Below are 26,189 nucleotides of genomic sequence, written 5' to 3' on the forward strand. Positions count from 1 at the left end.
TTTATATCATATTATAACTTATCATGATTGGACAGTAATCGTCTTGGTTTTTTGATCCCATTTTACGGATAGACCAAGCTCTTCAGATACCAGTCGGAGCGGGACTAAAGTCCTGCCCGAGACAACCAGAGGTGCTACACTGGAGCTTTTCAGCTTGCCATTCATTACATATTCTTTGTTACCAACCGTCAAATCCATCAATGCACCAGAGCGAAGAATGGTTACACGCTGGTTTTTCTGATCCCAATTCGCCTGTCCGCCAAATGCATCGATAATGTATTTTACCGGAATATAGGTTGCGTTGTTCCGGAGCATGGGAGCCGCGTCGATAGCCTGAGATTGGCCATTTAGTGTGGCTGTCTTTTTACCAACAGTCATGGCCAGTGTGCCTGAAGGGTTTGTAAAGCTGGCAGCCTGGGCAGCACCGGTCAGTTTGATATTGTCGATCTGGATGCTTCCGGTAGCAGCACGTTCGTCCTGACCCTCTTCTACATTAACCAGATAAATGCGTTTCAATTTGGCCGGATAGCTGATTCCGAGTGAAGACAGGTCCACATTCAGTGTTTTCCAGCCTTTCCAGTTCACGCTTTTCGCCAGATCGATATAGACAGTTTTGCCGCTGGCATCAGTTGCTTCGGCGCGCAGCCAGTTAAAGCTCTGATCGCCATACACATCTACGGCCATCGCCTTGGTACCTGCATTCAACGTTTTGCCATTCAGTTGAGCATAAGCATACTTTTTGCCGGTTCCGTTGGTCATATCATATGTCAGCTGCAGCACTTTGGAGTTGGAGTGATCTTCTGCTCCTTGCGTGATTGCTGCTGTACCTGTAACCGAGCTTGGGTTGCCGAGGAAGCTTACTGTCGTATCTGGGCCTTCAAAGTCTTCCCATGTGGTCGTTGCGCCGCCACCGGTCGTTAATACCATCATTGTGCTGAATCCATCATAACGTGCAATAGCGTAGCCCACTGTAGTACCACTATCTACGGAATTGATAGTCAGCTGATCATCTTTAACTGTTCCTTTGAAGCCGACGAATTCCCACTTCAATGTTTCCGGCGAAATTGTCAGACTGGAACCATTTTTTAGTTTGGCCGTTACAGGAACCGCAATAGTTGTACCTGCTTTGAGCGTAGCTGTCGTGCTTGCCGGAGTCAGGCTCTGGATCGCATCGGCGCCTACAATATCTACATTCATGCTGGTACTGATTCCGTTACTTGTTGCAACGACTTTGGCTGTACCCGAGCCTGTTGCTTTGAACTCGCTGCCTGTCCATTTGATATTGCTGCTGCCTGCTTTCCAGGTTGGCTTAATATTTTCATTGTTGATTGGATTGTAGTAGGTGTCATATCCATTCGCCGAATATTTCGCAGTCTGACCTAACAGCAGCTGCTTCGGACCACTAATATTAAATCCTTTTACACTGCCTTGAGGAGCGGTAGTGTATACACCCAGACCGTTTACCACGCTGCGCTGGGTCGTGCCCCCGTACTCGGTCTCAAAGGTAAGCTCGGCTTGCTTCTCACCGAGTGGACGCGTCACGAGGGTCGTAGAGCCCCCACCATCCAGGTTCAAGCCTTTCCATACTCCGATAGAGACCATAAAGGACTGCAGCTCGTATAGCGACATCCCGGCACTATTGTTATTATCCTGTACTGCAATAATATACGCATAACGTCCATTCTGGGAATATCCTACCGCTGTACGTGCACGATTACCACCCAGTGCATTCACATTCCGGGAAAAGGAAGTCGTTTTGCCTTCATCCACCAGAATCGTATGACCACCAATCATCATTTTCAGATCAGCAGGATCTACTGTTTTACCGGTAGAGCGTGTTTTCAGGGCATAGTCGGTCGTGACTTTTTGTCCTACCTGCATATGCTGTTGAATATATTTGGCAGCTGTTCCGTGTGCTCTCAAAATGTAGGCACCTGCTGGAACCGTCTGTTTGATTCCTTTATTCAAAGAAATCTGGGTAATAACTCCATCCTGTACCAGCACTTCGGTAGGTGTAGTGGAACTGTTCGCCGGACGCTCTACTGCTTTCCATGCATCTGTATAGATATACATTTTATTAGTATGACTGAAAGTTTTGTCCGGCTCCGTCATATAAGAAGCCTGATTAATACCCGCCAGGTCAAAAGTAGAACCATCTTCTGCGGTTACTTTACCTTCAAATGTAAACTGTTCAATCATAGGCGTTCCGCTTTTGGTTACGCCAAAAGCGTACATTCCGGAGAGTTCGGATGGACTGGACATCAATACGCCATCCGATGCCTGGGCGCCCATAGGAACGCCTTCGGCACTCGTATTAAAGTAATCTCCATTGACACCAGCGACTGCTTTGGTTTCCTTTGCCATACCTTCTACAGATTGGCGGGTTGTAATTTTGCCACCCTGTCCGGTCATCACATTCAAATTAACATATGGATTTTGTAAATCCACTTTGACCACATCCGCTAGTACAGTAGCGGACTTGCCAGATCGCGTCGTGTTATAGCGATACTCCAGTAATTGGGCTCCTGAAGTAATATTGCTTTCATTCAGTTTAGTGGTTGAAGCAGCTTCGGCTCGCTGCACCGGAAACCAGGATGCTGCCGGTACGCCGATCTCCAGCACGGGTTGAATCCACAATGTGCCTGCAATGGTCAGTACGATCCATTTGCGCATTGTTTTTGTTTTGCCATTCATAATTTTGAACGCTCCTATTCCTTGAAATTCCATTTTCTATTCTTTATCTATTTGTCTTCGACAGGGATATCCTATTCCTATCCCTCAATTATACTCATGATGAGCCACTAACCGCCAAGCGGCAAAGTTATCCTTCTATCAGTTAGACTACAAAAAGGATAAAAAGTTACGGAACAATCATCACTTTATTGAAATATTGTCATCTTTATTATGAAATGTACCGCATAGAAGTGAAAGCATGCCTATGGTACAACCATACTATTTACAGTACTACAATTTTGATTTCATGCGAAATAACAGTATCTTGATAATAAAATAAAAAGCCGCCCGGTAACTTGGCCGGACGGCATACATACATTGCTTCATTTATAAACGATATGAATACGAGCAAATCCGTTTGTCAGAAAACGGATAACGTTTCACGATGATACAGCCATATAACAATTAAAACAAGAGGTTACAAAAATCCTGTTATTGCTATTGATTGTATACAATCGCTATTCTGCCTGTATTACAGACCCGCTTGGGATTTCAGCAGTTCTGCTTTGTCTACACGTTCCCAAGGAAGATCCACATCAGTACGGCCAAAGTGACCATATGCTGCAGTTTGACGATAGATTGGACGACGCAGATCCAGCATACGAATAATGCCAGTTGGGCGCAGATCAAAATTATCGCGTACCAGTTCTACCAGTTTGTCTTCGTCTACTTTGCCTGTACCGTACGTATCAACGTTGATCGATACCGGGTTAGCTACACCGATCGCATACGCCAGCTGAATTTCACATTTGTCAGCCAGACCTGCAGCCACCAGGTTTTTAGCTACATAACGTGCAGCATAAGCAGCAGAACGGTCTACTTTTGTAGGATCCTTACCGGAGAATGCTCCGCCGCCATGACGTGCATAACCACCGTACGTATCTACAATGATCTTACGACCTGTCAGACCTGCATCACCTTGAGGACCACCGATAACAAAACGACCTGTAGGATTAATAAAGTATTTGGTTTCATCGTCCAGCAGTTCTGCAGGAACAACCGGCAGAATAACATGCTCACGAATATCTTTTTGGATTTGCTCCAGTGTTGCTTCTTCAGCGTGCTGTGTGGATACAACGATTGTATCTACGCGTACAGGCTTACCGTTTTCGTATTCTACGGTTACCTGAGTTTTGCCATCAGGACGCAGATAATCCAGCTTACCGTCTTTACGCACCTCAGAAAGGCGGCGTGCGATACGGTGGGACAAAGCGATTGGAAGAGGCATCAGTTCAGGGGTCTCATTGGCTGCAAAGCCGAACATCAGACCCTGGTCACCTGCACCAATATTTTCGGTTTCTTTTTCCATTTGTTCCGGATCACGAGTCTCCAGAGCTGCGTTTACGCCTTGGGCGATATCGGCAGATTGCTCGTTCAGGGAAGTCAGTACTGCACATGTATTGTAATCAAAGCCGTATTTGGCACGAGTATAGCCAATTTCTTTGACAGTATTTCTCACGATAGATGGAATATCCACATATTCCGAGTTTGTGCTAATTTCACCAATGACAAGTACCAGGCCTGTAGCTACAGACACTTCACATGCAACACGTGCATTCGGGTCGTTTGCCAAAAAAGCGTCCAGTACAGCATCAGAAATTTGGTCACAAATCTTATCTGGATGTCCTTCGGTTACAGACTCTGATGTAAATAGATGTTTTTTAATATTGGACAACAGTTTCCAACCTCCCATATGGATAATAAGGTGTGAGCGTTGTGCAAAATACCTCAGTGTGCATATCAAGAGTTTCTACACAAAAAATGAACCCTTTCCATAAGGAAAAGGTTGCTTTACAAGCCTCAGAAGTCATAATAACGTATTTGATACCTGGTGTCAAACTTATTATTTGTAAGTCTCTACATAGAAATAAAAGCAATTACGCCTTCACAATTCGAATAGAATAAACGAGATATACTTACGAAAAAGAGAACAATTGCATTTGTCACTTTATAAAAATGAGCATTATTAGCCAAGTTGATTATTACAGGTATGACAATTGCTTGGTAACTATATTATCCCAGCATATTGAGCAATACAAACAGATGGATTATAAAAGTATAACAGTTACAAAAACACTACCTATATAATTAGTAACAAAAACAGTGAACTTCAGTAGTATTGAAAATATTTTGATAAAATCAGATTGTTTATCAGAAAAAAATTATTATATAATCTCTTACAAATTATTCTTCAATCAAGTATAAATAAGAACCCATATGACAAATAATCATCTGATTTACAGTACTTTATAATTGCCAATAACCATTATTGTAGCATTATAGCGCATACTGGAATCCACTGTTACACCACGGCCTTCTCTTGGAAAAAGCAGCAAATGGTTATTCGGTGCTGGTTGCGCACTACTTAGTTCATTGCCTACCGTAATATCAATAAGTCCATTAGCTCCATCGCTATATACTATAGCTTTTCCGGTTCGTACAATCATTTGAGTTCCGGCCTCAGCGATGAGTTTCTTGCCAGGACGCAGTTCTACAATGTTTACATTGGAACTTGTAGAAGAACTGGCACCGGTGTTTGTAACCGTTGAGCCTGTATTACCTGTTCCTGTCGAAGGAGTCACAGCATTGCTTGCAGTATTTTTATTGGTAGAACTGCTGGAAGTGCCAGTAGCATTTGAACTAGATGGAAGTGTAGTTTTAGAACCGGTAATATTGGAATCGGCGCTGCTGATTTTTCCACCAAGCGCTTTTTGAATTTGCTGGTCGACATAACTTTTGGTTACTACTGGATCATCTGCAGATCCCAGCTGGCTGCTTGCACTGGTAACTGTAGTCATTGAACTTCCTGCCCATATTCCGATAACAATAGTTCCTGCTGCCATTAACCACGTTGAATATTTTTTCATGTTTGCCTCCAGTAAAATATTGATCGTGTTTACCTGACGCTATCTTTCATTCGGATAAATATGTTGATCTTCAAATTGTATTCAGTATTCATTTATTTATCCTAATATTAAAAGAAATATACAAAAAAACACCCCGGAGCAGTTGCCTACTCCGAGGTGTCTCAGTGAAGGTATTACTACCTTCTATTTTGTAGCAATAATATCAGGGATATTATTTGCTAGTTACTGTTACAGTTTTAGCAGCTGCATCGTATTGTACAGTTGCATCCAGTGCTTTACCAACCCATGCGATTGGCAGTACAGTACGGTTAGCTTTAGTTACAGCTTTAACGTCCATGTTGATTGTGGAACCGTTGATAGTCAGTTGATTAGTTTTCAGTTTCAGCTGAACTACGCGGTCGCCTTTGATCAAAGTAACCATAGAAGTTGCTTTGTCGAACAGGATGTTAGCTTGGGATACACCCAGAGCTTCAGCTACGTAACGAACTGGCAAGTAAGTGCGGCCGTTTTCTACATAAGGAGCAACTTCAGCAGTACGAGTAGTACCGTTTACGCTGTAAGCAGTGCTTCCGATTGTGTAGATTGCAGTTACAGCATTGTCAGTTTGGTCAGCTGGAGCTGTACCAATTGTAGCAATTGCTGCTTGAGTTGCTGCACGGTTGCTGTCATACCAGCTGCTTGTTACATCATTGTTTCTGTTGTAAGCAGTGTAAGAAGCTGCAGGACCTTGTACTTTAGCAACGATATCGCCTTGTGGTACAGTACGGTCGATACGCAGGTTTACGCCATTGATGGAAATAGTACTTGCAGTAGTACTTTCGCTATCTACGTAGAAACGCAGAACGCCTTGAGTACTGTTTTGGTAAGTGTCGATAGACACGTTACGGATACGCAGGTCGCCAGAAGTTACAGATACTGTTGGAGTGGAACCGAATGTCACGCCGGATGGCAGCAGAATTTCTACCAGACCTGGGCTAGCTACATCGTTACCATTGTCATCAGTCAAGGCACCAGCAGCGCCTTCTTTCAGAGTCAGGTCACCGATAGAAGCCATATCTGTACCAATTGCAACATTGTAAGTTGCATTAGTTGCTGTCAGAGTTACAGCGTTAGTAGCAGTTGCAGCTTTAACTGTACCAGTCAAACCTTGGCTACCAGCTACTGTCAGGTTAACATCACCTGTGAATCCTGGTTGTACAGCAATTTCAACATCTTTCAGTGTGATAGAACCAGCACGGTTAGATGTGTTGATTTTGCCACCATTAGTGTCGTTAGTACCTGTAGGCCAAGTCAGACGCAGTGTACGACCGTCTGTACCGGAATATTCAAAGTTAGGTTGAGTCAGACCATTTGCTGTTTCAACAGAACCTGTGCTACCAGTTGCGCCTTTACCATCTTCGTAAACTGTCTGCCAACGTGCACCTTCTGGCAGTTGCAGTGTTACTGTGCGGCCTCTCAGGAACGAACCAGCTACAGTTTCTTTAATTACTACATCACCGATTTGTTGCTCATCTTGTCCGGAAGTTACAGTCGTTGGAGAAGCAATTGTTACTCCACCACCATACTCACCATAAGTACCTACTACAAGAGAAGAAACATTCAGAGAAGAGTTACCGCTAATGGAAGCTGTAACATCACCATCTTTTGCTTGATCTTCATCATCTACACTGAAAGTCAGTGGCAGATCGAAGGAAGAAGCACTAGTAGAGCGAACGCCGGATTTAGTAGCGATTGTAAGAGTATCATCATCAATAGAGATGTTCAGATCTTCGTTATCCAGGTCACCGTACAATGCAGTAGCAGTACCAGCAGCACTCCAATCAAAACCACTTGGCAGTTTCAGTTTGATAGCATTGCCATCTCTCAGAGAAGCTGCAACAGATTCAGTCACACGCAGTGTGAAAGCGAAATCTTCGCTGCTGGATTGAGTTTCACGTGCTTCCAGAGCTACTTGACCAGAAGTTACAACAGTAGCGAATTTAACATTCCCTGTAGGCAAACCGCTGTTTGGATCTGCAGTAAAGGACAGGTTCAGATCACCACTAGTCAGACCAGTAGAACGTACTTGGTTAGCCAAGTCAATTTGGAAGTTGAAATCGTCGTCTTGGTTAGTACCTTTAACGCCGATACGGAAAGTTTTGTTGCTGCTTCCTACTCGCTCAGCTGCAGATACGATTACATTGTTTCCACCTGTTGTAGTAACATCAGAACGGCTAGTAACAATGCTATTCAGATTAGCGTTAGCTTTCAGTTCCAGACCTTCTGGCAGTGTAACTGTCAGATATTTGTAAGTTGCAGTTGTTGCAGTACCATCGTTGAGTGTATCTTCGAATACATTTACTCTTACGCGTCCCAGTTCAGTTACGGACTCAGTAGAGTTACCAGAAATAGTTGGAACACTGATTACATCGAAGCTACCCGATGCATGTGCTGCTGTTGGAGCGATGATACCTGCAACTGGAGCAACGCCAGCCAGCAATGCTGCGCTTGCTGCTACGTTAATAACTTTTTTAGTAGACTTTTTCATAACCTTTTGTTCTCCTCCTTGAATATCATAAACGTTTTTTTTGTTTTTTTGTTTGTTATGGATTTTGTCACTCATCAGTCGTTACACCCCCTTTCCGAGTTTAAGCAAATCCTGTTTTTGTATGATGATATCTGTGACAAAATCACAGAAAATCGTAACCGGAACATTCGTCAATCGAAAACCGCAGTGTCCAAAAGTATTATACATTGCGTCAATGATGCCGTAAAGACATTTTTTCACATTGAGATTGTTGAATAGTTCCATTTGGGTTCGTGTTTATTCAACAACCTGCCAGCATGTGTTTGCTGTTGTTTCATCAGGTTCATATACATAGACGCAGGTTTTCTCTAAAAGTTGCGGTTCTTCCAAAAAAAGTTTCGATTTTTTAATCAAATTCTATTTTTTGGCCCAACCTTATTAATTTTACTACACTTTTAGCAGAAATACCAATTTGCCTAACCTGACTGTACTACTTTTTGGTAACTATAGTAGTACTAAACAGCTTAGCTGCTGTTCAAACAGGCTGGAGCAGTTATTTCATCAAATCATTTGCTGCTTCCAAAACTATAGACGCAGGGGGTTGCGAAAAGGTTGCAGAGGTTGCAAAAGAATTTTTGTTTTTTTTAACTCTGTTAGAAATGTACTGTAATACTCAATCATCCTCCCGTTTACAGACGATATTGTAGGCAGCATAATTGTCTTTCAATTTCCTGCGAACAGTTATGGTGCCTATATATTTGTGATCTATTTCTGATACCAATTCATATTAAAGTTAAATGATGCAATTTGATTCTTGCCTGAATATTTATGATGGCACAATGCTAATGCTTTGCGTTTTTCCTCACATAAAAAAGGAGTACCCGATTAGTCAGGTACTCCTTTTAAGCTTAATAAATTTTAAAATCGCTACTTACATCTTAGGCAGCAGCTTTTGTCCAATCATTACTCTTGCCAGAATAACGTCTGTATCGGAACGCAGCATTTTGGCAGATGGATCATAAGTGTAGCCTTTGGTAAGATCGGTTGGATCAATAGCCGATCCAGTAATATAACCTTTTTTCGCTACGGCCAGTACTGAAGCACGAGCATAACGGTCGATTGAGTTAAAGTCTTTGAAGTATTTCACCAGACCTTTATTGATTTTATCGATATCTGTTTCGAGTTTCAGGTTGGTTGCGCTGGCAATAATAACAGCAGCATCTTGACGGGTGATATTATCACCAGGGCTGAATACCTGTGGATCTGTACCGCGTACAAAGCCGGCACGAGCCGCTGTCTCGATATAACGGAAATCATATAAATCTGTGGAACGAATCGAGTTGACATTGGTATTCAAATCGATGAAGTGCTTAGTTCCCTGATAGTTCAGAGGAATTTCCAGTGCTTTAACAATCGCACGTACAAACTCGCCACGTGTAATATACTGGTTGGCACCAAATGCTGTATCTGGATCTGTAGCGTTCATAATACCTTTGGCAAACAAAGCTTCCATATAATCACGTGCATAACTATGCTGTACGATGTCAGTATAGGAATAGCTCAGTTTGGCTACTACATAATATCCAAAACGATCAAATGGTACAGTAATGGTACGTTTGGAGGCATTTACAACACCACCGATATTATCCCATTGCTTCAACTCAGGATCAAAATAGAATACAGTAACCAGTTTACCGGCATCTACTGCCATATCGGGCAGGTATGATAAAGTCAGTGTACCTTGCTTGGAAGGAACGAGTTCATTATTTGCATCACGGTTCCAGTAGCTTGGTGCCTGAGGATTGCTCGGGAAGTTTACAGGTTGATAAGGATCTTGACCATCGGAAATCGGATCAAATGTTCCAGTAGAAGCATTATCTGCGATCCCTGGATCCATCCAGTACACATCACTAGCTTTAACAAAATGGCTATTAAAGTTATTTACAAAATACTGTTTACCATAATCTGTGAACTGTTGTTTTACACCCGCTTTTGGAGATTCAAAATCATAGCGGTTGATAACACCATCATTACTGTTGGCAATTGCGAACAAAATGTTATTTCCAGAGAAAACTTCGGATTTGAAGTCTTCTGCCGCTTCAGCATCGCGTCTGATCAAACTTGTTCCTGATGGAAACTTCAGAGAGAGATTGCCATCGAATACTTTAGCAGAGTTTTTCATCGTCTGCATATACTGTGCACCAGGAATATTCGTAGGCACATATTTTACGGTTACAGTATCTTTAAGCGTCTGATCACCAATTTTTACAGTGATCGGAATCTTGGTCTCTTTATTTGGTTTCAGATCTTTTACAGTTACACGATAAGCATTTTCAAATTCATTAGTTCCATTACCATCTGTATCAAAGTTTTGCTTTTCAGCTTTGACTTTGTTGATTGTTACTTCAGATGCATCTTTGGAAGTCAGGATAACATCAATAAAGTTGCTATTTGTAGTCTTTTGAGCAGTTAATGGTCTTACAATATCATAAGTTCCACTTACCGGGTCGATCTCTACAGTAGCTGTAGCAGTTGGACCGCCATCGCCAGAATTATATACAGTAAAGCTATATACAATCGGGCTTTCAGCCATTTTGGCATCGGTAATAGTGAATGCAAAAGATTGTGTATCATAATCATAGAATACAGACAGTCCGTCTACTGATGTTGCACTTGAATTTGGATTCAGAGCATCACCTGTAGATTTACCACCACTGATAGAGCTGAATGCATTGTTCAATGTCCAAATCTTGGTTAATCCATTTGAATCGACGATCTGTAATTTATAATTTTCCAATTTGCTAATACGTTTAACATTGTTTTGTACGGTTGCTTTGTCTTTACCAAGATCGAGGAAATCGAATGTTCCGTATACATTAAATGCGCCTTCTTTGGCAGTATAGTTCGATCCATTCATCGGGAAGTTAACGGTATCCTTAGCAGTAGGAATTTCCACACTTTGATTAACAGAAGTGCTTGCTTTGAAAGGGAAAATTCCCAGTGTAGCGTTATACGGAATAACAGGGATATCTGTTGGAACCAGACTTACCTTGATCGTGTTTTCATAAGAATTCTTATTGGAGCTGATTACAAACTTGATTGTGTTTTCTCCAGAGAACATCGCTTTGTAAGCAGTAGCCGTATCAGCTACTACAAAGTGGAATTTGTCCGAAGACTCTTTCAGTTGTACCTGCGTATTATTAATATAGAAGAACACAGTTTGACCTGTTCCGCTATATACAATTTCACTGGCATCCGCAATATTCGAGATTTGACCAGCAAAATTATTCAGCTCTTTGTCTACTACACTCGTTGCTACTTCAGTATCGTTTTGTCCATATTTTACAACTTGACCATCATAAGCTTTGGTATAACTTACATAAGGTCCATACAGGAAATTGATTGTAGCATTTACTACTGGACTTGCTGTAGTAGCAGCTGAATCTTTTTTCGCAGTAAACGAAAGGGTCAGCGTTCCTTTTAGAGATACATCTGTAACTTCATACAAAATTCTTTTCATTGTTTGAGACTTGCCGTTAACAGTCATTGTAGTATCTTTACGTGTGCCTGGAATTTCTGTCATTTTGATTGTTGCGGCTTGTCCTTGGGAATCTACAGCTTTTGTATCAATAACAGTACTATCCGTACCATTTACAACAAGAACCTCAATAGCTGTTGGAAGTGAGAAAATGTTGGCACCGTCCAGAGCAGAGCTGCTCAAGCTGCTTGCTTGGCTTTTCATGGAAGCTGAATAGCCTGGCAGATAATTTACTTTATAAATATACGGTGAAGAGCTATCTCTCAGCGTAAAGCCCAAACTATTATTGGAAGCCAAACCATCTGTAGTTTTAATGCTTACATTAACGGTTTTACCGTAAGTGAGACCGGATACTCCAGAGACAGTATACTTCAAAGTGATATATGCTGAAGTACTCTCTGCTGCAATTTTCACAGCATCCACACTGCCTGTTTTTGTTGTAGCTGTTCCAACTCCATCTCCAGATAAAGCATACGTAATATACCCTTGCAGGTTAGGTTCACCAGAAGCAGGAACTGGCATTACCACTTTACCTGTGATATCTACTTTGCCTGTACCATCGGTTTCAGGTGTTGCACTAAAATCGGGATACGTGGACAAATCAGCAGAAGTAGTTGTACCCTTTACTGCATACGTATCATAAAAGGTTGTTTTACCATTGAAAAATGTAACATCACGTGTAGTTACCAGCTTTTGAGTACCATTAATCACTTGAATCGTCAGTGTGTTTTTACCGCTGTTAAGTGTAAGCGGCGCAACAGTAAACTGACTGTTTGTGCCTGATACTGTACCTGTTCTGCTCGCTCCGCCATTTACAGATACGATAACTTGTTTGGCATTAGGTGCAGAACCGCTCAGTGCGATACTCGCTTTATCCTGTCCAAAGCTGATACTTCCTGTGGAAGCTTTCAAAATAGCAGGTACATTTTCTTCCAGTGCTACCGTATTTCCATCAAGCGTACCCGACAGATTATACAAAGTAGGACCATCATGATAATCAAAATAAATAGATTCGGTTACTGCGTTACCGCCACCAGCAGGGTTAGCGGAGAATTCTACTTTATTCAAACCAGAGTACAGTGGAATATCAGTTACTGTAATGCTGGAATTTTCAACCGTATAGTTAGTTAAGCCTTTTGTTTCGTTGGAACTATCTTCTACGAAGCCTGATCCACTTTTGTATACACGAACGACTCTATATTTAATCGTGCTTGCATTCACGCCGTTATAGCTACCCTTAATTGTAACTTTGGCATCACCGACTACGTGTGGTGAGTTTGCATCATAACTCTCGTTCGGGAAAATAAAGAAGCTCGCTGCCTGGGCCGTATTTCCACCAATCCCCTGCGGCAAAATACCGACCAACAAGACTACCGCCATAAGCATCGATAGTATTTTCTTCAAAATAATGTTCCTCCTTTTATTCCGGTCACCGCTCCAACTCTTTATGGCGGGCTTAACCTGTCTACCTATTTTATCGGCAGATGTAACTCATATTTTAATAAAAACAGGAAATTCCATAAAAAAGCTCCCTTCCCGGAGGAAGAGAGCTTTGAGGTCTGCTATTCGGCTGTATCCTATTCATTCAAACAGCTATGGCTTTTCTATCTTATAACCTAGCTATTAGAGAAGCTGAATTGCCTGTACATATTATATAGAAGAAACTCGACGAAACGGTTAATTTCCGTCTTGTAAACAACTGAATTAGACAGAGGAATCAACCTGTATTATCGCATTTCATCCATTCTGGTTTGTTTACGATTTGCTGCCTCTTGTTGGATCAGGTTTGACCCGCAGGCGTGCCAGCAATGTAAGCAGTGGACGTCTTGTTTTACCGACAAGTCCAATCAGTTCGGCTCCAATCTGCATAACGAACATCATGATACAGATCACGGCAAAGGTCACCCAGTTGGCTTCGTTCAATGCAGCCGACGATTGGATAATCGCCAGAACACCGAAGAATGCAGCAATACCATAAATCATCAGTACAGTCTGACGATGGCTGAGTCCGAGTTCACGCAGACAATGATGCAAATGACCTTTGTCCGGAGCAAAAATCGGCTTTTTATGTACCCAGCGGCGAATGATTGCAAAGAATGTATCGGACAATGGAACTCCGATAATGATCAGCGGCGTAATAAACGATACCACCGCGATTTGTTTGAATCCAAGCAGTGACAGCATGGCCAGACTGAATCCGAGGAATAACGAACCGGTATCCCCCATGAAAATCTTGGCCGGATGGAAATTGAAGTACAGGAATCCGATAATCGCACCCAGCAGCAGCACACACAGCAGCGCTACAGGATAGTTACCCATAATCAGTGACATGGTGAAAATGCTGCCGATCGCAATCGCAGATACACCGGCTGCCAGACCATCGAGTCCATCAATCAGATTAATTGCATTGGTCACACCAACGATCCAGAAGATCGTGAGCGGAATGGAAATCCAGTTTTCGAGTGAGAAGTAATTATCCTGAAAAGGAATATCTACAAAATCAACTTTGATACCGTATCCGAATACTACTGCACATGCAGCAATGATTTGTCCTAATAATTTAACTTTGGCTGATAATTCAAAGCGGTCATCCAGTACTCCAATCAGTACAATGATGGAGCCGGCTGTAAAGAACGCCTTCATAAAGTTCGCATCGCGTGCGGGAAGATCAAAAGGCAAAAATGGCAGGACTGCAACGAATGCAATCGTAAATGCCAGGAAAATCCCGAGTCCGCCAAGCCGCGGCATAATCCGTGTATGCACCTTGCGGGCATTGGGAACGTCTACTGCCCCGATTCGAATTGCAAACTTTTTGACGAGTGGTGTGAGTGCCAGCGCTAAGGCAAGCGCCAGGACAAACCCGATAATACAAATAGTTAACATTTTGCTTTTCGACCCCCAATTTATCTCACGGAGCCAATTATACTCCGTTCGAATCTAAACACCAAGCTTTTTTTAAGAACTTTTCGACAAAAATGCATAGAAAATTCAAGGGATTACTGAGCTTTTACTACACTTTCCTTGTCTTTAAGCACTTTTAGAGCAAATTTGGGAAGAACAAGCATCCGTTTATAACGATAAGGCTCTTTCATGAGGCGATAAAACCATTCCATCCGCAATTTCTGAAACGCCACCGGTGCACGTTTTGTTTTGCCTGAAATGATATCGAAGCTACCGCCTACACCCATCATAATCGGCACACCCAGCTCCTGTTTATACCGGCCAATCCATGGTTCCTGCGTATCCGCACCCCTTGCTACAAACAGCAGATCCGGTGCTGCTTCACGAATACCGGCGATGACTTCCGCATCCTGGTCCGGTCCGAAAAATCCGTCTCTGTATCCGGCAATCACAATGCCGGGATATAAACTTTGTAACCGGGCGGCTGCAGCCTGAATCACTTCGGGAGTAGAGCCCAGCAGATACACTTTCCAGCTGTGCTTCTGACCGACATCCAACAGACGATGAAGCAGATCGAATCCGGTTACGCGTTCAGCTACAGGCTGTCCACATGTAGAGGCTGCCCATACCAGCCCGGCTCCATCGGGAACGAGCAATTCTGCATTTTTCATGATATGCATATACTGCGGCTGCTCCAGGGCAGTCATAATCATTATCGGATTGGCTGTAATAATCTGATGAGGCTTGCCTGTACCTACAATGGATTCAAGGTAGCTTACCGTATCATTCATATTCAGTTTGGATACATTCAGACCGTAGATTGGCACAGTCGGAATTGTTTGGAATTGATTCATTAGTTATCACCTTTTTGCCAGAAAATATTGAGCTATAAAATGAGCCGGTCTGGCAGCATCCTGTTGTAATGCCTGGATAAGCGGCAGTTTGTTGGTTTGCCATTCCTGCCCATGATCCAGCAAGTATACTGCATCTTCTACCAGACGTGCAGGTTCGGTTACCGAACTGGTACCGGTTGGCTTGATCTGCATCCGGTTCAGGAACTGATCAATTTTGGGATCATAGGAAATTCCCATCAGCGGAACCGACTGTGAAGCTGCATAGATCAGACTGTGCAGTCTCATACCGAGCAGCATATGACAGCGGCTGACTTCGGCCAGCATCTGCTGTGGATCTGTCACTTGATCGGCTGTACTGATTATACTACCATTTCCGCTTATGTCTCCAATTTTATCAATAACATAACGGGAAGCCTGCTCATCATCAGGTAAATGAAAAGGCAGGAAACGCAGGTGAACCGGACGCTGAGAGCTCAGAAGCTTCAGTCCCTCGGCGATTCCATCCAGTTCGCGGCGCTGCTTGTCCCAGAACCGAACGGATATGCCAATCACCGGAATCGAATCTGTTGTCGAATATGATGCTGTTTCTGCCGCCTGATGAGCTGATCCATGACTGGCAGTTGATGAAGCAGCAGAATTACCATCCGGCAAAGGAAGCCCCATCACTGGATCAGCTACAACTTCGACGGAAGAAGAATCGATTCCCATCCGGCCAAGCAGTGAAGCTGATTCCTGATCACGAACAGAAATATAGGCACTTTTACGAAATACGTTGCGAATCCATTTGAAAAAGAACGGGCGCTGTACCGGGCCGACGCCCTGAGCATAGATGAATACCGGTTTACGTACCCATTGGGCGATATGGACAATGCCCAGATAGTAGGGGATGGTGAGCAGTCCAGTAGAATCCTGCAGTAGACTGCCTCCGCCACTGATCAGTCCATCGCTTTCCTTGAGCAGCTGGCGAATCTCGCCCAGCTTCATCCGCTGTACGGAGCGAACGCCATACATGCGAGATGTCCATTCCGGATCATTGGACAGGACAACCGGTACGATCCGGATGCCCTGCTCCTTTTCCTGTGCTGCCAGTGAATTCAGTATGGATTTCAGGACCGCCTCGTCACCGCTGTTACGAAAGCCGTAATAGCCCGAAATTACGATTTGAACAGAGACGGAAGCCATTTTCTCCAACACCTTTCAATGATTTGCCAGATAACGATTGCCACGAGTCCCAGAATCAGACCCAGTCCCATACCCAGCAGACCACGGGACAGGGAAATCAGTACCGGTGAATGAATATGGGCAAATGTGTCTACCATCGAAAGCTGACCGATTGAAGCAATAATCAGAATGTAAATGGCATGACGATACTTGGCTGCGATAAACACACCAACAATAAACAGCGGATGCGCCATCAGGAATTCCTTGTTACGTGGACGAACATTAAACAGTCCTTCCAGTGCATTACGGAACTGCATTTCCAGTGGAGATACGGTTCCGGCATTGCCTGTACGCTCCAGATAATAACGACCGACTACAAATACTACTCCCAGCACGATGATCCATGTCAGAGTAACTGGTGATTTGAGCAGTTTACGAAGGCCGGCAAAGCCGAATCCTTCTTTACCACGATAAAAAGCAATATAAATAGCTGTCAGTGCAATCGGTGCAAAGTGCAGAAGACTCACACCACGGAATTGATTAATAACCAGCTGATAAGTGATATCATCGAGCAGCCCAATAATGAACAAGGCTCCGGTCAGCGACCACAGGGAAGTAATAATAAACAATACTACTGCCTGGATCACACGTTTGCCAGTAGATAAAGTCTGTCTCGACTCATACAAACGGTCTACTTTGCGTACGGCATAGATCATTGCAATAGTAGGAATACTGATTGCTGCCAGCAAAGCGATTCCCTGCTCCAGCAGCAGTGCTTTGTGAATCAGGATCAATCCGGCGCTGCCGATCAGGCCCAGTACAAAAGCAATGAGCGTCAAGCGGCGTACAAAATAATATGCCAGCAGCGAAATAGCTGCAATCGCTCCAATCAGTACAAGCAGCTTGGCATAACGCTCCATAGCAAACGTATGGACATCACGTGCAACCGCCGGACCAATTGTAAAGCCGTTTTTCTGAATATCATGTATCGCATTGCCTCCAGCCTGAAGGCTGTTAATAACATTGTCAATCGAGTCTGTCATCTTGGCTTTGGTCGTATCACGCGATACCGCCAGATTCAGATACATCATGCGAATATTACGGTCTTTGCTGGCCAGAACAAAACGGTCAGCTACGGTAATCGGATCCAGCTGGGAATCTCCCTCGCTCAGCGAATACAAACGTACTACATTGTAGTCAGTCAGATAAGCCAGCTTGCTAAATCCATCCTGAGGAGCTTTGAGGTTCTCAATCGCGGCAATCGCGATATGATGTTCCTTAAGCAATTGCGCAAATGCAGTAATACTCTTTTTCTCAATATCATCATTAAAACCTGTAACAGAACTGCCATCGAACAAAATCGTCTTCACGCCAACAGCGCTGAACTGATCCAGCAGTCCACTCAGCATAGCATGGCTATACGGCAGTGCATCATTCAGACGCGGCACGATCTGGAATCCCATATCATGCAATGTTTTCATTGTGATCGGATCCGGATCAAGCGGCTTGAGACCTGCATCATCGGGCGATGTCTGAATGACTACACCCGGCAATTTCTGATACGACCATGGAGAAACCGAAATACCCAATGAACCGAACACTCGCTCAAGAACAGGCTTCAACATCTGCGCATTCTCTTCGCTGGTGAACTGGACATATGTAAAATTTTCGTTGAGTGGAATCACCTGATTTTGGAGATTAGCCACATCCGCAGAACTATACACATGAATTCGTTGTGAGGTTTGCAGTTCACTCAAACTGCTCTGGTATACAGCTGCAGATCCAACCCCTGCATCTTTGAGCCGCTGTAATTGTTGCTGGATATAATCCTGGGGATGAGGCTGATACGACGCAATAGTAATCAGATTACGATAATTAAATACAAACTCCACATTTTTGGACGTTGCTTCTGTCTGAATACGATTATAGGCAATCGGCAGAGAAGCCACCATACCAAGAATAACAAGTATCCATAACCATTTTGCAGAAGCGTTGTTCCAACGCTGCCATTTCTGAACCACTAAAGTACCTCCTTAATAAGATCGTTACATTCGTCTCCGTCCTGCTGACAGTCAGGGGCCAAACATAACGAATGGTTCCGCTGTCCAGATAGAGCCTGGCAGCGGAACCCCTTCATTCATCTGCTTTATTATATACTGTACGGTAACAGAGTCCTACTATAATTTCATAGGAAAATGCCATTTCAAACAAGAATTCGCCATAAAATCAAGCCTTACTGGCTATTAGCCGTCTACGCGACTCATTACAGCCTGCTTAAGTGTATTCATGCGTGCTTCGGAATCGGCCTGGGAATCTCCGCGTACTGCAAAGTATACTTTGATTTTTGGCTCTGTACCGGATGGACGCAGGCAGAACCATGAGCCATCTGCCAGCATGAATTTCAGTACGTTTTCTTTTGGCAATCCGTTCAGGCCTTTGGAATAGTCCAGCGCTTCCGTAACCTGAACACCGTTGATCTCGGAAGGGCTGTCGGTACGCCAGCTCTCCATAATACCCTGGATCTGAGCGACGCCGTCTTTACCTTTGAGTGTGCGGGATTCCAGACTCTCCTGGAAGTAACCAAACTGCTCATACAACTCCTGCAATACATCATACAATGTTTTGCCCTGCTGCTTGTAGTAGGCAGCCGCTTCACTGATCAGCAGTGCAGCTACAACCGCATCTTTGTCGCGTGCGTAGTTGCCGGCCAGATAGCCATAGCTTTCTTCATAACCGAACAGGAAAGTATGCTCTCCCGACTCTTCGAACTGGTTCATTTTTTCACCGATATATTTGAAACCGGTCAGTGTGTTGTATACGGTCGCGCCGTAGTGCTCGGCAATCGCCGCGCCCATTTCGCTGGTTACGATTGTTTTGACTACTGCGCCGTTGGAAGGCAGTTTACCCTGCTCCTGCAGCTGGCTCAGATAGTAATGAATCATAATCGCACCGGACTGGTTGCCTGTCAGTACAAAGTATTTACCGGAAGGATCTTTGACAACTGCACCCATGCGGTCACTATCCGGGTCTGTACCGATCAGAATATCGGCGCCTACTTTTTCACCCAGTTCGATAGCCAGTGTAAAAGCTTCGCGCTCTTCCGGGTTTGGAGATTTCACTGTGCTGAAATTGCCATCCGGCTCCTGCTGCTGCTCTACGATAGAGACATTGGTAAAGCCCAGACGCTGCAGACCCTCACGCACCGGACGGTAGCCTGTACCATGCAAAGGTGTGTAGACGATCTTCAGGTTTTTGCCAGCTTCTCCTTGCAGCAGTTCGCGATTCACGCTGATGGATGTAACAGTATCCAGGAAAGCTTCATCCTCTTCGCTGCCCAGCCATACGAGCATGCCCTGACTTTCTGCTTCTTCACGGCTTATGCGCTTAATATCGGCAAATGAAGCGATCTCGCGAATATTGCTGATAACTTGTTCTGCTTCATGCGGAACCAGCTGGCCGCCGCTCGCATTGTATACTTTGTAACCATTGTATTCCGGTGGGTTGTGGCTCGCTGTAATGACGATACCTGCTGTAGCGTTCAGATGACGCACGGCAAAAGACAATTCCGGAGTAGCACGCAGTGACGGAAACAGCTTGGTTACGATGCCGTTACCTGCCAGTACGAGTGCAGCTTCCAGAGAGAACTCGGGAGAGAAATGACGGGAATCATGGGCAATAACAACGGAAGGCTTTTCCGTTCCTTTATGTACAGACAGAATGTATTCCGCCAGTCCCTGTGTCGCTCGGCCTACCGTGTAGGAGTTCATACGGTTGCTGCCCGCTCCGATTACGCCGCGCAGACCACCTGTACCGAATTCCAGATCGCGGTAAAAACGGTCTTCCAGTTCCTGTACCTGTCCATCCAAGCTTTGCAGTTCCTCTTTGGTTTTTGCATCGATTGTTGTATCATTCAGCCATTGATCCAAATTGCGTTGTGCCTGTTCACTAAGGGTTGTCATTATATCCTTCCTTTCTCCACTCGAATGTATTTTCCCAAATCCAATATTGTTTTATTTATCCTGCTGCTCAGGCATTATCCCGATTGGTCAGGGCAAACATAATCTCGCCTTCGGCGACTACATTGCCGTCTACAGTAGCTACAGCACGTCCCTTGCCGATCGACGCCTTCATGCGGGTAATCTCTACTTCCAGATGCAGGGTATCTCCCGGAACTACCTGGCCACGGAAGCGCACATTGTCGATACCGGCAAACATCGCCAGTTTGCTGCGATTCGCTTCTACCTTCAGAATAGCAGCTGCACCTACCTGAGCCAGCGCTTCAACGATCAGTACTCCTGGCATTACCGGATAGCCCGGGAAATGACCGGCGAAAAATGGTTCGTTGATCGTCACATTCTTGATTCCAACAGCGCGCTTGCCTTCTTCCAGCTCCAAAATGCGGTCTACCAGCAGAAAAGGAGGGCGGTGCGGAATAATTTCCTGAATTTCTTGTACATTATACATAGACAGTCTCCTCTCATTTTCCATCATTATAGATTCTCAATCCATATAATGGAATATATCTTTGGGCATATTTCATTTGCTGCCAGTATGATATATCCATTTATACTCCCATATCATATGTAAGCAATTTTCAGCCATTTTAAGCATCCACATCATTATAACGGTTTCGGCATAAAAAATAAAACTCCTGCCAAGGCAGGAGTTGGTTTGATATAATCGGATATTCTTTTAAGGGGCAAAGATCAGCTGGAAAATATGAGCCCATGTCTCGGGGTACAATATATCCGCAATACTTTTATGCCCCAGCAGCGCGTAACCTACAATCATACCGAGCAGAATCGCTACCACAAAGCCGACAATGGTCAGTACGATACGCATGGTACGGGTTCCCGCTGAACGGGAAGAAGGGGCTGGCTTCTTCTCCCGTTCTTTTGGTTCAGGAGCAGCCGGTCTTCGGGTGAGCTTTTTGTTGGGAGCTGCTTTTTGAGTCTTAGCTGCTTCCTGAATAGCAGAGCGACGACTAGCCACGGAGTGTATTGGTCAGGTTCATCATTTGGTCACTGGACGAAAGGGCACGCGCTGCCAGCTGATAAGCGCGTTGTACTGTCATCATTTCCGTCATTTCCGTGCTCAGATCAACGTTGGATGCTTCCAAGAAGCCCTGACGAACTTCGGTAGCTGCCGACATCGGTCCGATTACGCTAGCACGGTTCTGGTTGGCCGGCAGAACGAACAGATTACCGTCCATTTGCTGCAGACCTTCCGGATGGGTAATACGGTCCACCTGAATACGGCGCGGAACAATAGTTTCTTTGCCAGTGTTGGGATCAACCGTACGCGTACCTACTACGGTTACTTTTCCTTGGCCATCCGTCGAACGGACAACCCCTTTGGCATCGATATCAATCTGTGTTTTGGCAGGTACTTTTAACGGCTGTCCATCGTCTCCCAGCAGCAGGTAGCCCTGCTCGGTTGCCATATAAGCACTTTTGGGATCATTGGCTACAGGAACATAGTGAAAAGATCCTTCACGTGTCCAGCCCTGCTGTCCGTCTACGCTTACTGCAAACATACCGTCTCCCTGAATCGCCAGATCGGTCGGATTCTGGGTACTCTTCAGCGCACCCTGGGTCATGTCCATGGTTACGTCACCCATACGGGCACCGAATCCAATATTATAACCCGGAGCGGTCACACGACCCGGCAGCTGTGAGGCAGCACCCGGCTGCTGCTTGACGGTGGTAAATACATCCTCAAACGTCGCCTGCTTGCCTTTGTAGCCTACTGTATCGGCATTCGCAATATTATCCGATACTACACCCAGCTTTTGCTGGATACCGCTCATTGCCACCATTGCGCTGATCATGGAGTTATTCATTATTGGCCTCCTTTATTACCATCTGTTCTGCTCTATTATACACGTCCGATTTCGTTGACGGTTTTCTCAAGACTCTTGTCGTAGAATTGTACAACTTTTTGGTTGGCTTCATAAGCGCGCATCGCTGCAGTCAGATCGACCATGGAAGCTGCCGCATCTACTGTGGAACCTTCCAGGTAACCCTGACGCACTTCTACATTGTCGCCTGCTTCAAGTGCTCTTGCACCAGCTGCCTGAGCATTGGCAATACGGAACAATCCGTCGCCGCTGCGGGACATCTGGCCGGGCTGTGTAACGACGGTAATACCGATACGGCCTACTTCGCCGCCTGTATCTCTCGCTGTAATCACACCACGGGAATCTACATTGTAGTCTTCCATGGAACCTTGCAGTGTGACCGGGTTGCCGTTGGCACCCAGCACCTGGTTACCTGTAGACGTAAGCAGGTTGCCTGCACCATTCAGTTGGAAATTACCATCACGTGTGTAGCCTGTCTCGCCATCTTTGCCGGTTACAGCGAAGAAAGCCTGTGGACGATAGGTTACTGTACCATTGTCTGCTACATATTTACCGGAAGCATCGAAAGGAATATTTTGTCCGGTGGCCGGATCTGCCAGATTAATCTCCGATACCAGAGCGAAGTCATCCAGTGAATTGGTCTGACGAACATCACCCTGTACGTTCATGGAGATACTTTCTTCGGCCAGCACACCTGTATTCAGGCGGCCAATGTTACGATTCGTTGCGCCCTGGTCCCCGTCTGTCAGGGAAATCAGCATTTCAGGGAAAGACCGCTCTATGCTTTCTACCTGTTTGTAGCCGGGGGTATTGATATTCGCAATATTCTGAGTCACCGTGTCATGGCGACGCTGTTGAGTAATCATACCAGAAGCAGCAGTATAAAGACCTCTTAACATTTCCGGATACTCCTCTCACGTTCTGAATCTAACCCATGTATAGCTGTATGGATAAAAACACCGTCATTTATGCATTATATGTTTTATATCGGTCGGGTCAGAACTTTTTTTTAGAGACTTTATCCAAATTATTTAACATAATTCCAGTTCCTTTGACGACACAGTGCATCGGATCTTCTGCCACGAGTACCGGAACATGAAGCTCCTGGGAAAACAGATCTTCCAGACCATCCAGCAGTGCACCGCCGCCTGTCAAAATCACTCCGCGATCGATAATATCGGCAGACAGTTCCGGTGGTGTCTGTTCCAGAACTACTTTGGCCGATGCTACGATCGAGAGAATCGTATCTGACAGCGCAGCCTGTACTTCATTCGCTGTAATCGTAACCGTCTTCGGCAGACCGGTTACCATATCACGGCCGCGAATATCCATCTCGCGCTGTATGCCGCCCGGACGTACAGTGGCGATATTGATTTTAATATCTTCTGCTGTACGTTCACCGATCAGCAGCTTGTATTCGTTTTTGATGTGGCGCATAATCGCGTCGTCGAATTTGTCTCCTGCTACTTTGAGGGAAGAGGACGTTACAATATCTCCAAGGGACAGTACAGCGATATCACTGGTACCACCACCGATATCAATAACCATATTACCACTTGGCTCATAGATATTCATGCCGGCGCCGATTGCAGCTGCCTTTGGCTCTGCTTCCAGAAATACCTCTTTGGCTCCGCTGCGTTCTGCAGCTTCACGGATTGATTTTTGCTCTACGGATGTAATATTGGTTGGAGCACAAATCAGAATACGTGGATGGCTGTACCAGTTACGCGCACCCACTTTGTTTATAAAATACTTGAGCATCAACTCGGTCACTTCAAAATCAGCGATAACGCCATCACGCAACGGGCGAATCGCCACAATATTCTCGGGGGTACGTCCAATCATGCGGCGTGCTTCTTCACCTACTGCGAGAACACGCTTGGTATCCGTCTCCAGGGTAACTACGGAAGGTTCGTTGAGTACAACTCCTCTTCCTTTTACATGAATCAGTACGTTCGCCGTACCCAGATCAATTCCGATATCCTTGCTAAACATGTCAAGAGCCTCCAAAAGTTGTATTTCCGGTAAAAGAGTCTCTTATCACCACACCGTCTGGGCGAATTCACCAATACAGCTGTCTGCATCCCGGGAACGTTACTATCTATAGTAGAATTCGCATTTCGTCCAAATGCTCAGATCGTCAAACTCTTATCACGGTCAATCTTTATTAAAATTAGCATACTTACCAGGTGTATTCAACGCTATTGTTCGTTATTTGGCGAATATGACATTCATGTAACCAAACAAAAAGCCAGACCTCGAAAGGTCTGGCTCTCTGTGTTATCTATTCAGCCTCTTCTGTCTTCTTGCGAAAAACAGAACGACTGGATATTTACAAACGGTTTAGACGCCTGTTGGTTGCACGCTCAGCAGTGAAGCGCCAGCCTGTTTTGCTTTTTCAGCAAAGGAAGCAGTCTGTTCTTCTGATGTGGAAGTTTTGGCTTCGCTATCTTCCAGACGCCAGATATCGGCACCCAGACCGGACAGCTTCTCGGCCAAATGTACATAACCACGGTCGATATGGTGGGTACCACCAACTTCGGTTGTTCCCTCTGCAATCAGACCCGCACAAATTAACGCTGCACCGGCACGAAGGTCAGTTGCACACACTTTGGCACCAACCAGGCTTGCGCCTCCCGTAACGATCGAAGTTCTGCCTTCGATACGGATACCTGCGTTCATCAGGTTAAACTCATCGACATGCATAAAGCGGTTCTCAAATACAGTCTCGGTAATCACGCTGGTTCCTTCGGAGCCCAGCATAAGTGCCATCATTTGAGCCTGCATATCGGTTGGGAAACCCGGATAAGGCAATGTTTTTACATCAACTGCGCGAAGAGGCTGGTTGGCAATAACCTGTACCCCGTTCTCATCAGGAATGATTTCAACGCCCATTTCTTCCATTTTCGCAATAACAGGGCCCAGATGGTCGGCGATTGCGCCTTCCACGTAGACATTACCGCCAGTAATAGCAGCTGCTACCATATAGGTACCTGCTTCAATACGATCCGGAATAACAGTATGCTCGGTCCCTTGAAGTTTCTCTACCCCTTCAATCCGAATAACACCAGTACCGGCTCCACGAACTTTTGCACCCATTCCATTCAGGAAATTGGCCAGATCTACGATCTCGGGTTCTTTTGCCGCGTTCTCGATTGTAGTGATACCTTCAGCCAGCGTCGCAGCCATCATAATATTCTCGGTTGCGCCAACACTTGCTACATCGAGATAAATCTTGGTTCCGCGAAGTCTGCCTTCGCATTTGGCTTCAATGTAGCCTTGTCCCAGATTAATCTCGGCACCCATCGCTTCAAAACCTTTGAGATGCTGGTCAATTGGACGTGTGCCAATTGCGCATCCTCCAGGTAAAGAAATGCGGGTACGACCCATACGAGTCAAAAGTGGGCCCATTACCAGAAAAGAGGCACGCATTTTGCTTACCAATTCGTAAGGCGCTTCGCATGAGGACAATTCCTGTGCATCCACATGAATCGTCTCATCCTGGTATGTAACCACCGCTCCAAGCGATTCCAATACTTTGTTAATCGTCATTACATCGTCTAGGGATGGTGCTTCGTGAATAATACTTGCACCTTTTTCTCCCAGCAGTGAGGCAGCAATAATTGGTAGAACAGAATTCTTTGCTCCGCTAACCTTGACATTTCCTGTCAATCGCTTGCCACCGCGGACGATAAATTTGCTCATTAGGGTTCCCTCCGCGCGTCATTTTGCTTATCCGGCATAATAAGTTAAGGAATGAATAGTACAG

At 44.9% G+C, this 26,189-nt stretch carries 16 protein-coding genes; all 16 read right to left on the bottom strand.

What is annotated here, in order from left to right; all coding sequences use genetic code 11:
* Positions 1–21: 21 nt before the first annotated feature.
* Positions 22–2,694, bottom strand: a complete 2,673-nt coding sequence (locus AR543_RS22740; protein ID WP_087071291.1) for a stalk domain-containing protein — start codon at positions 2,692–2,694, stop codon at positions 22–24.
* A gap of 511 nt (positions 2,695–3,205) precedes the next feature.
* A complete protein-coding gene (gene metK / locus AR543_RS22745) occupies positions 3,206–4,426 on the bottom strand; it encodes a methionine adenosyltransferase (protein WP_174703760.1) in 1,221 nt (406 codons plus the stop codon).
* Positions 4,427–4,970: 544 nt separating this feature from the next.
* Positions 4,971–5,600 (bottom strand): hypothetical protein, encoded by a 630-nt coding sequence (locus AR543_RS22750; RefSeq protein ID WP_064505605.1) that lies wholly within the window; start codon positions 5,598–5,600, stop codon positions 4,971–4,973.
* A gap of 211 nt (positions 5,601–5,811) precedes the next feature.
* Entirely contained in the window at positions 5,812–8,202 is a 2,391-nt protein-coding gene (locus tag AR543_RS22755; protein WP_060536537.1) for a copper amine oxidase N-terminal domain-containing protein, read from the bottom strand.
* Between the two features lie 835 nt (positions 8,203–9,037).
* A complete protein-coding gene (locus AR543_RS22760; protein ID WP_060536538.1) occupies positions 9,038–13,048 on the bottom strand; it encodes an S-layer homology domain-containing protein in 4,011 nt (1,336 codons plus the stop codon).
* Positions 13,049–13,399: 351 nt separating this feature from the next.
* Entirely contained in the window at positions 13,400–14,527 is a 1,128-nt protein-coding gene (locus AR543_RS22765) for an MraY family glycosyltransferase (RefSeq protein ID WP_060536539.1), read from the bottom strand.
* Positions 14,528–14,640: 113 nt separating this feature from the next.
* Complete coding sequence (locus tag AR543_RS22770; protein WP_060536540.1) at positions 14,641–15,399, bottom strand: WecB/TagA/CpsF family glycosyltransferase; 759 nt, start codon at positions 15,397–15,399, stop codon at positions 14,641–14,643.
* Positions 15,400–15,405: 6 nt separating this feature from the next.
* Positions 15,406–16,581, bottom strand: coding sequence for a polysaccharide pyruvyl transferase CsaB (csaB, locus tag AR543_RS22775; protein ID WP_060536541.1), 1,176 nt, complete (start codon positions 16,579–16,581; stop codon positions 15,406–15,408).
* Positions 16,554–18,581 carry a DUF5693 family protein gene (locus AR543_RS22780; protein WP_060536542.1) on the bottom strand — a complete coding sequence of 676 codons (2,028 nt, stop codon included), beginning with the start codon at positions 18,579–18,581 and terminating at the stop codon, positions 16,554–16,556. Before AR543_RS22780 ends, csaB begins: the two co-directional genes overlap by 28 nt.
* 222 nt (positions 18,582–18,803) lie before the next feature.
* Positions 18,804–20,519, bottom strand: a complete 1,716-nt coding sequence (locus AR543_RS22785) for a phospho-sugar mutase (RefSeq protein WP_060536543.1) — start codon at positions 20,517–20,519, stop codon at positions 18,804–18,806.
* Between the two features lie 67 nt (positions 20,520–20,586).
* Complete coding sequence (gene fabZ, locus AR543_RS22790; RefSeq protein ID WP_060536544.1) at positions 20,587–21,024, bottom strand: 3-hydroxyacyl-ACP dehydratase FabZ; 438 nt, start codon at positions 21,022–21,024, stop codon at positions 20,587–20,589.
* A gap of 228 nt (positions 21,025–21,252) precedes the next feature.
* Positions 21,253–21,552: a DNA-directed RNA polymerase subunit beta gene (locus tag AR543_RS24120; protein ID WP_145953942.1), complete on the bottom strand. Its 300-nt coding sequence runs from the start codon at positions 21,550–21,552 to the stop codon at positions 21,253–21,255.
* The gene (locus AR543_RS22800) at positions 21,545–22,402 is read right to left on the bottom strand and encodes a flagellar hook-basal body protein (protein ID WP_060536545.1); all 858 of its coding nucleotides are present in this window, start codon (positions 22,400–22,402) and stop codon (positions 21,545–21,547) included. Before AR543_RS22800 ends, AR543_RS24120 begins: the two co-directional genes overlap by 8 nt.
* 35 nt (positions 22,403–22,437) lie before the next feature.
* Positions 22,438–23,319 carry a flagellar hook-basal body protein gene (locus tag AR543_RS22805; RefSeq protein WP_060536546.1) on the bottom strand — a complete coding sequence of 294 codons (882 nt, stop codon included), beginning with the start codon at positions 23,317–23,319 and terminating at the stop codon, positions 22,438–22,440.
* 97 nt (positions 23,320–23,416) lie between these two features.
* Positions 23,417–24,415: a rod shape-determining protein MreB gene (mreB, locus tag AR543_RS22810; RefSeq protein ID WP_060536547.1), complete on the bottom strand. Its 999-nt coding sequence runs from the start codon at positions 24,413–24,415 to the stop codon at positions 23,417–23,419.
* 348 nt (positions 24,416–24,763) lie between these two features.
* Positions 24,764–26,125, bottom strand: a complete 1,362-nt coding sequence (gene murA / locus AR543_RS22815; protein WP_060536548.1) for a UDP-N-acetylglucosamine 1-carboxyvinyltransferase — start codon at positions 26,123–26,125, stop codon at positions 24,764–24,766.
* Positions 26,126–26,189: the final 64 nt, after the last annotated feature.

The organism is Paenibacillus bovis (genome assembly GCF_001421015.2).
Classification (GTDB): domain Bacteria; phylum Bacillota; class Bacilli; order Paenibacillales; family Paenibacillaceae; genus Saccharibacillus; species Saccharibacillus bovis.

Excerpts from the sequence above, each read along its gene's own strand:
- AR543_RS22750 (WP_064505605.1), bottom strand. The coding sequence starts at position 5,600 with ATGAAAAAATATTCAACGTGGTTAATGGCAGCAGGAACTATTGTTATC.
- AR543_RS22805 (WP_060536546.1), bottom strand. The coding sequence starts at position 23,319 with ATGTTAAGAGGTCTTTATACTGCTGCTTCTGGTATGATTACTCAACAG.
- AR543_RS22755 (WP_060536537.1), bottom strand. The coding sequence starts at position 8,202 with ATGAGTGACAAAATCCATAACAAACAAAAAAACAAAAAAAACGTTTAT.
- csaB (WP_060536541.1), bottom strand. The coding sequence starts at position 16,581 with ATGGCTTCCGTCTCTGTTCAAATCGTAATTTCGGGCTATTACGGCTTT.
- mreB (WP_060536547.1), bottom strand. The coding sequence starts at position 24,415 with ATGTTTAGCAAGGATATCGGAATTGATCTGGGTACGGCGAACGTACTG.
- AR543_RS22740 (WP_087071291.1), bottom strand. The coding sequence starts at position 2,694 with ATGAATGGCAAAACAAAAACAATGCGCAAATGGATCGTACTGACCATT.
- metK (WP_174703760.1), bottom strand. The coding sequence starts at position 4,426 with ATGGGAGGTTGGAAACTGTTGTCCAATATTAAAAAACATCTATTTACA.
- AR543_RS22770 (WP_060536540.1), bottom strand. The coding sequence starts at position 15,399 with ATGAATCAATTCCAAACAATTCCGACTGTGCCAATCTACGGTCTGAAT.
- AR543_RS22800 (WP_060536545.1), bottom strand. The coding sequence starts at position 22,402 with ATGAATAACTCCATGATCAGCGCAATGGTGGCAATGAGCGGTATCCAG.
- fabZ (WP_060536544.1), bottom strand. The coding sequence starts at position 21,024 with ATGTATAATGTACAAGAAATTCAGGAAATTATTCCGCACCGCCCTCCT.
- murA (WP_060536548.1), bottom strand. The coding sequence starts at position 26,125 with ATGAGCAAATTTATCGTCCGCGGTGGCAAGCGATTGACAGGAAATGTC.
- AR543_RS22785 (WP_060536543.1), bottom strand. The coding sequence starts at position 20,519 with ATGACAACCCTTAGTGAACAGGCACAACGCAATTTGGATCAATGGCTG.
- AR543_RS22765 (WP_060536539.1), bottom strand. The coding sequence starts at position 14,527 with ATGTTAACTATTTGTATTATCGGGTTTGTCCTGGCGCTTGCCTTAGCG.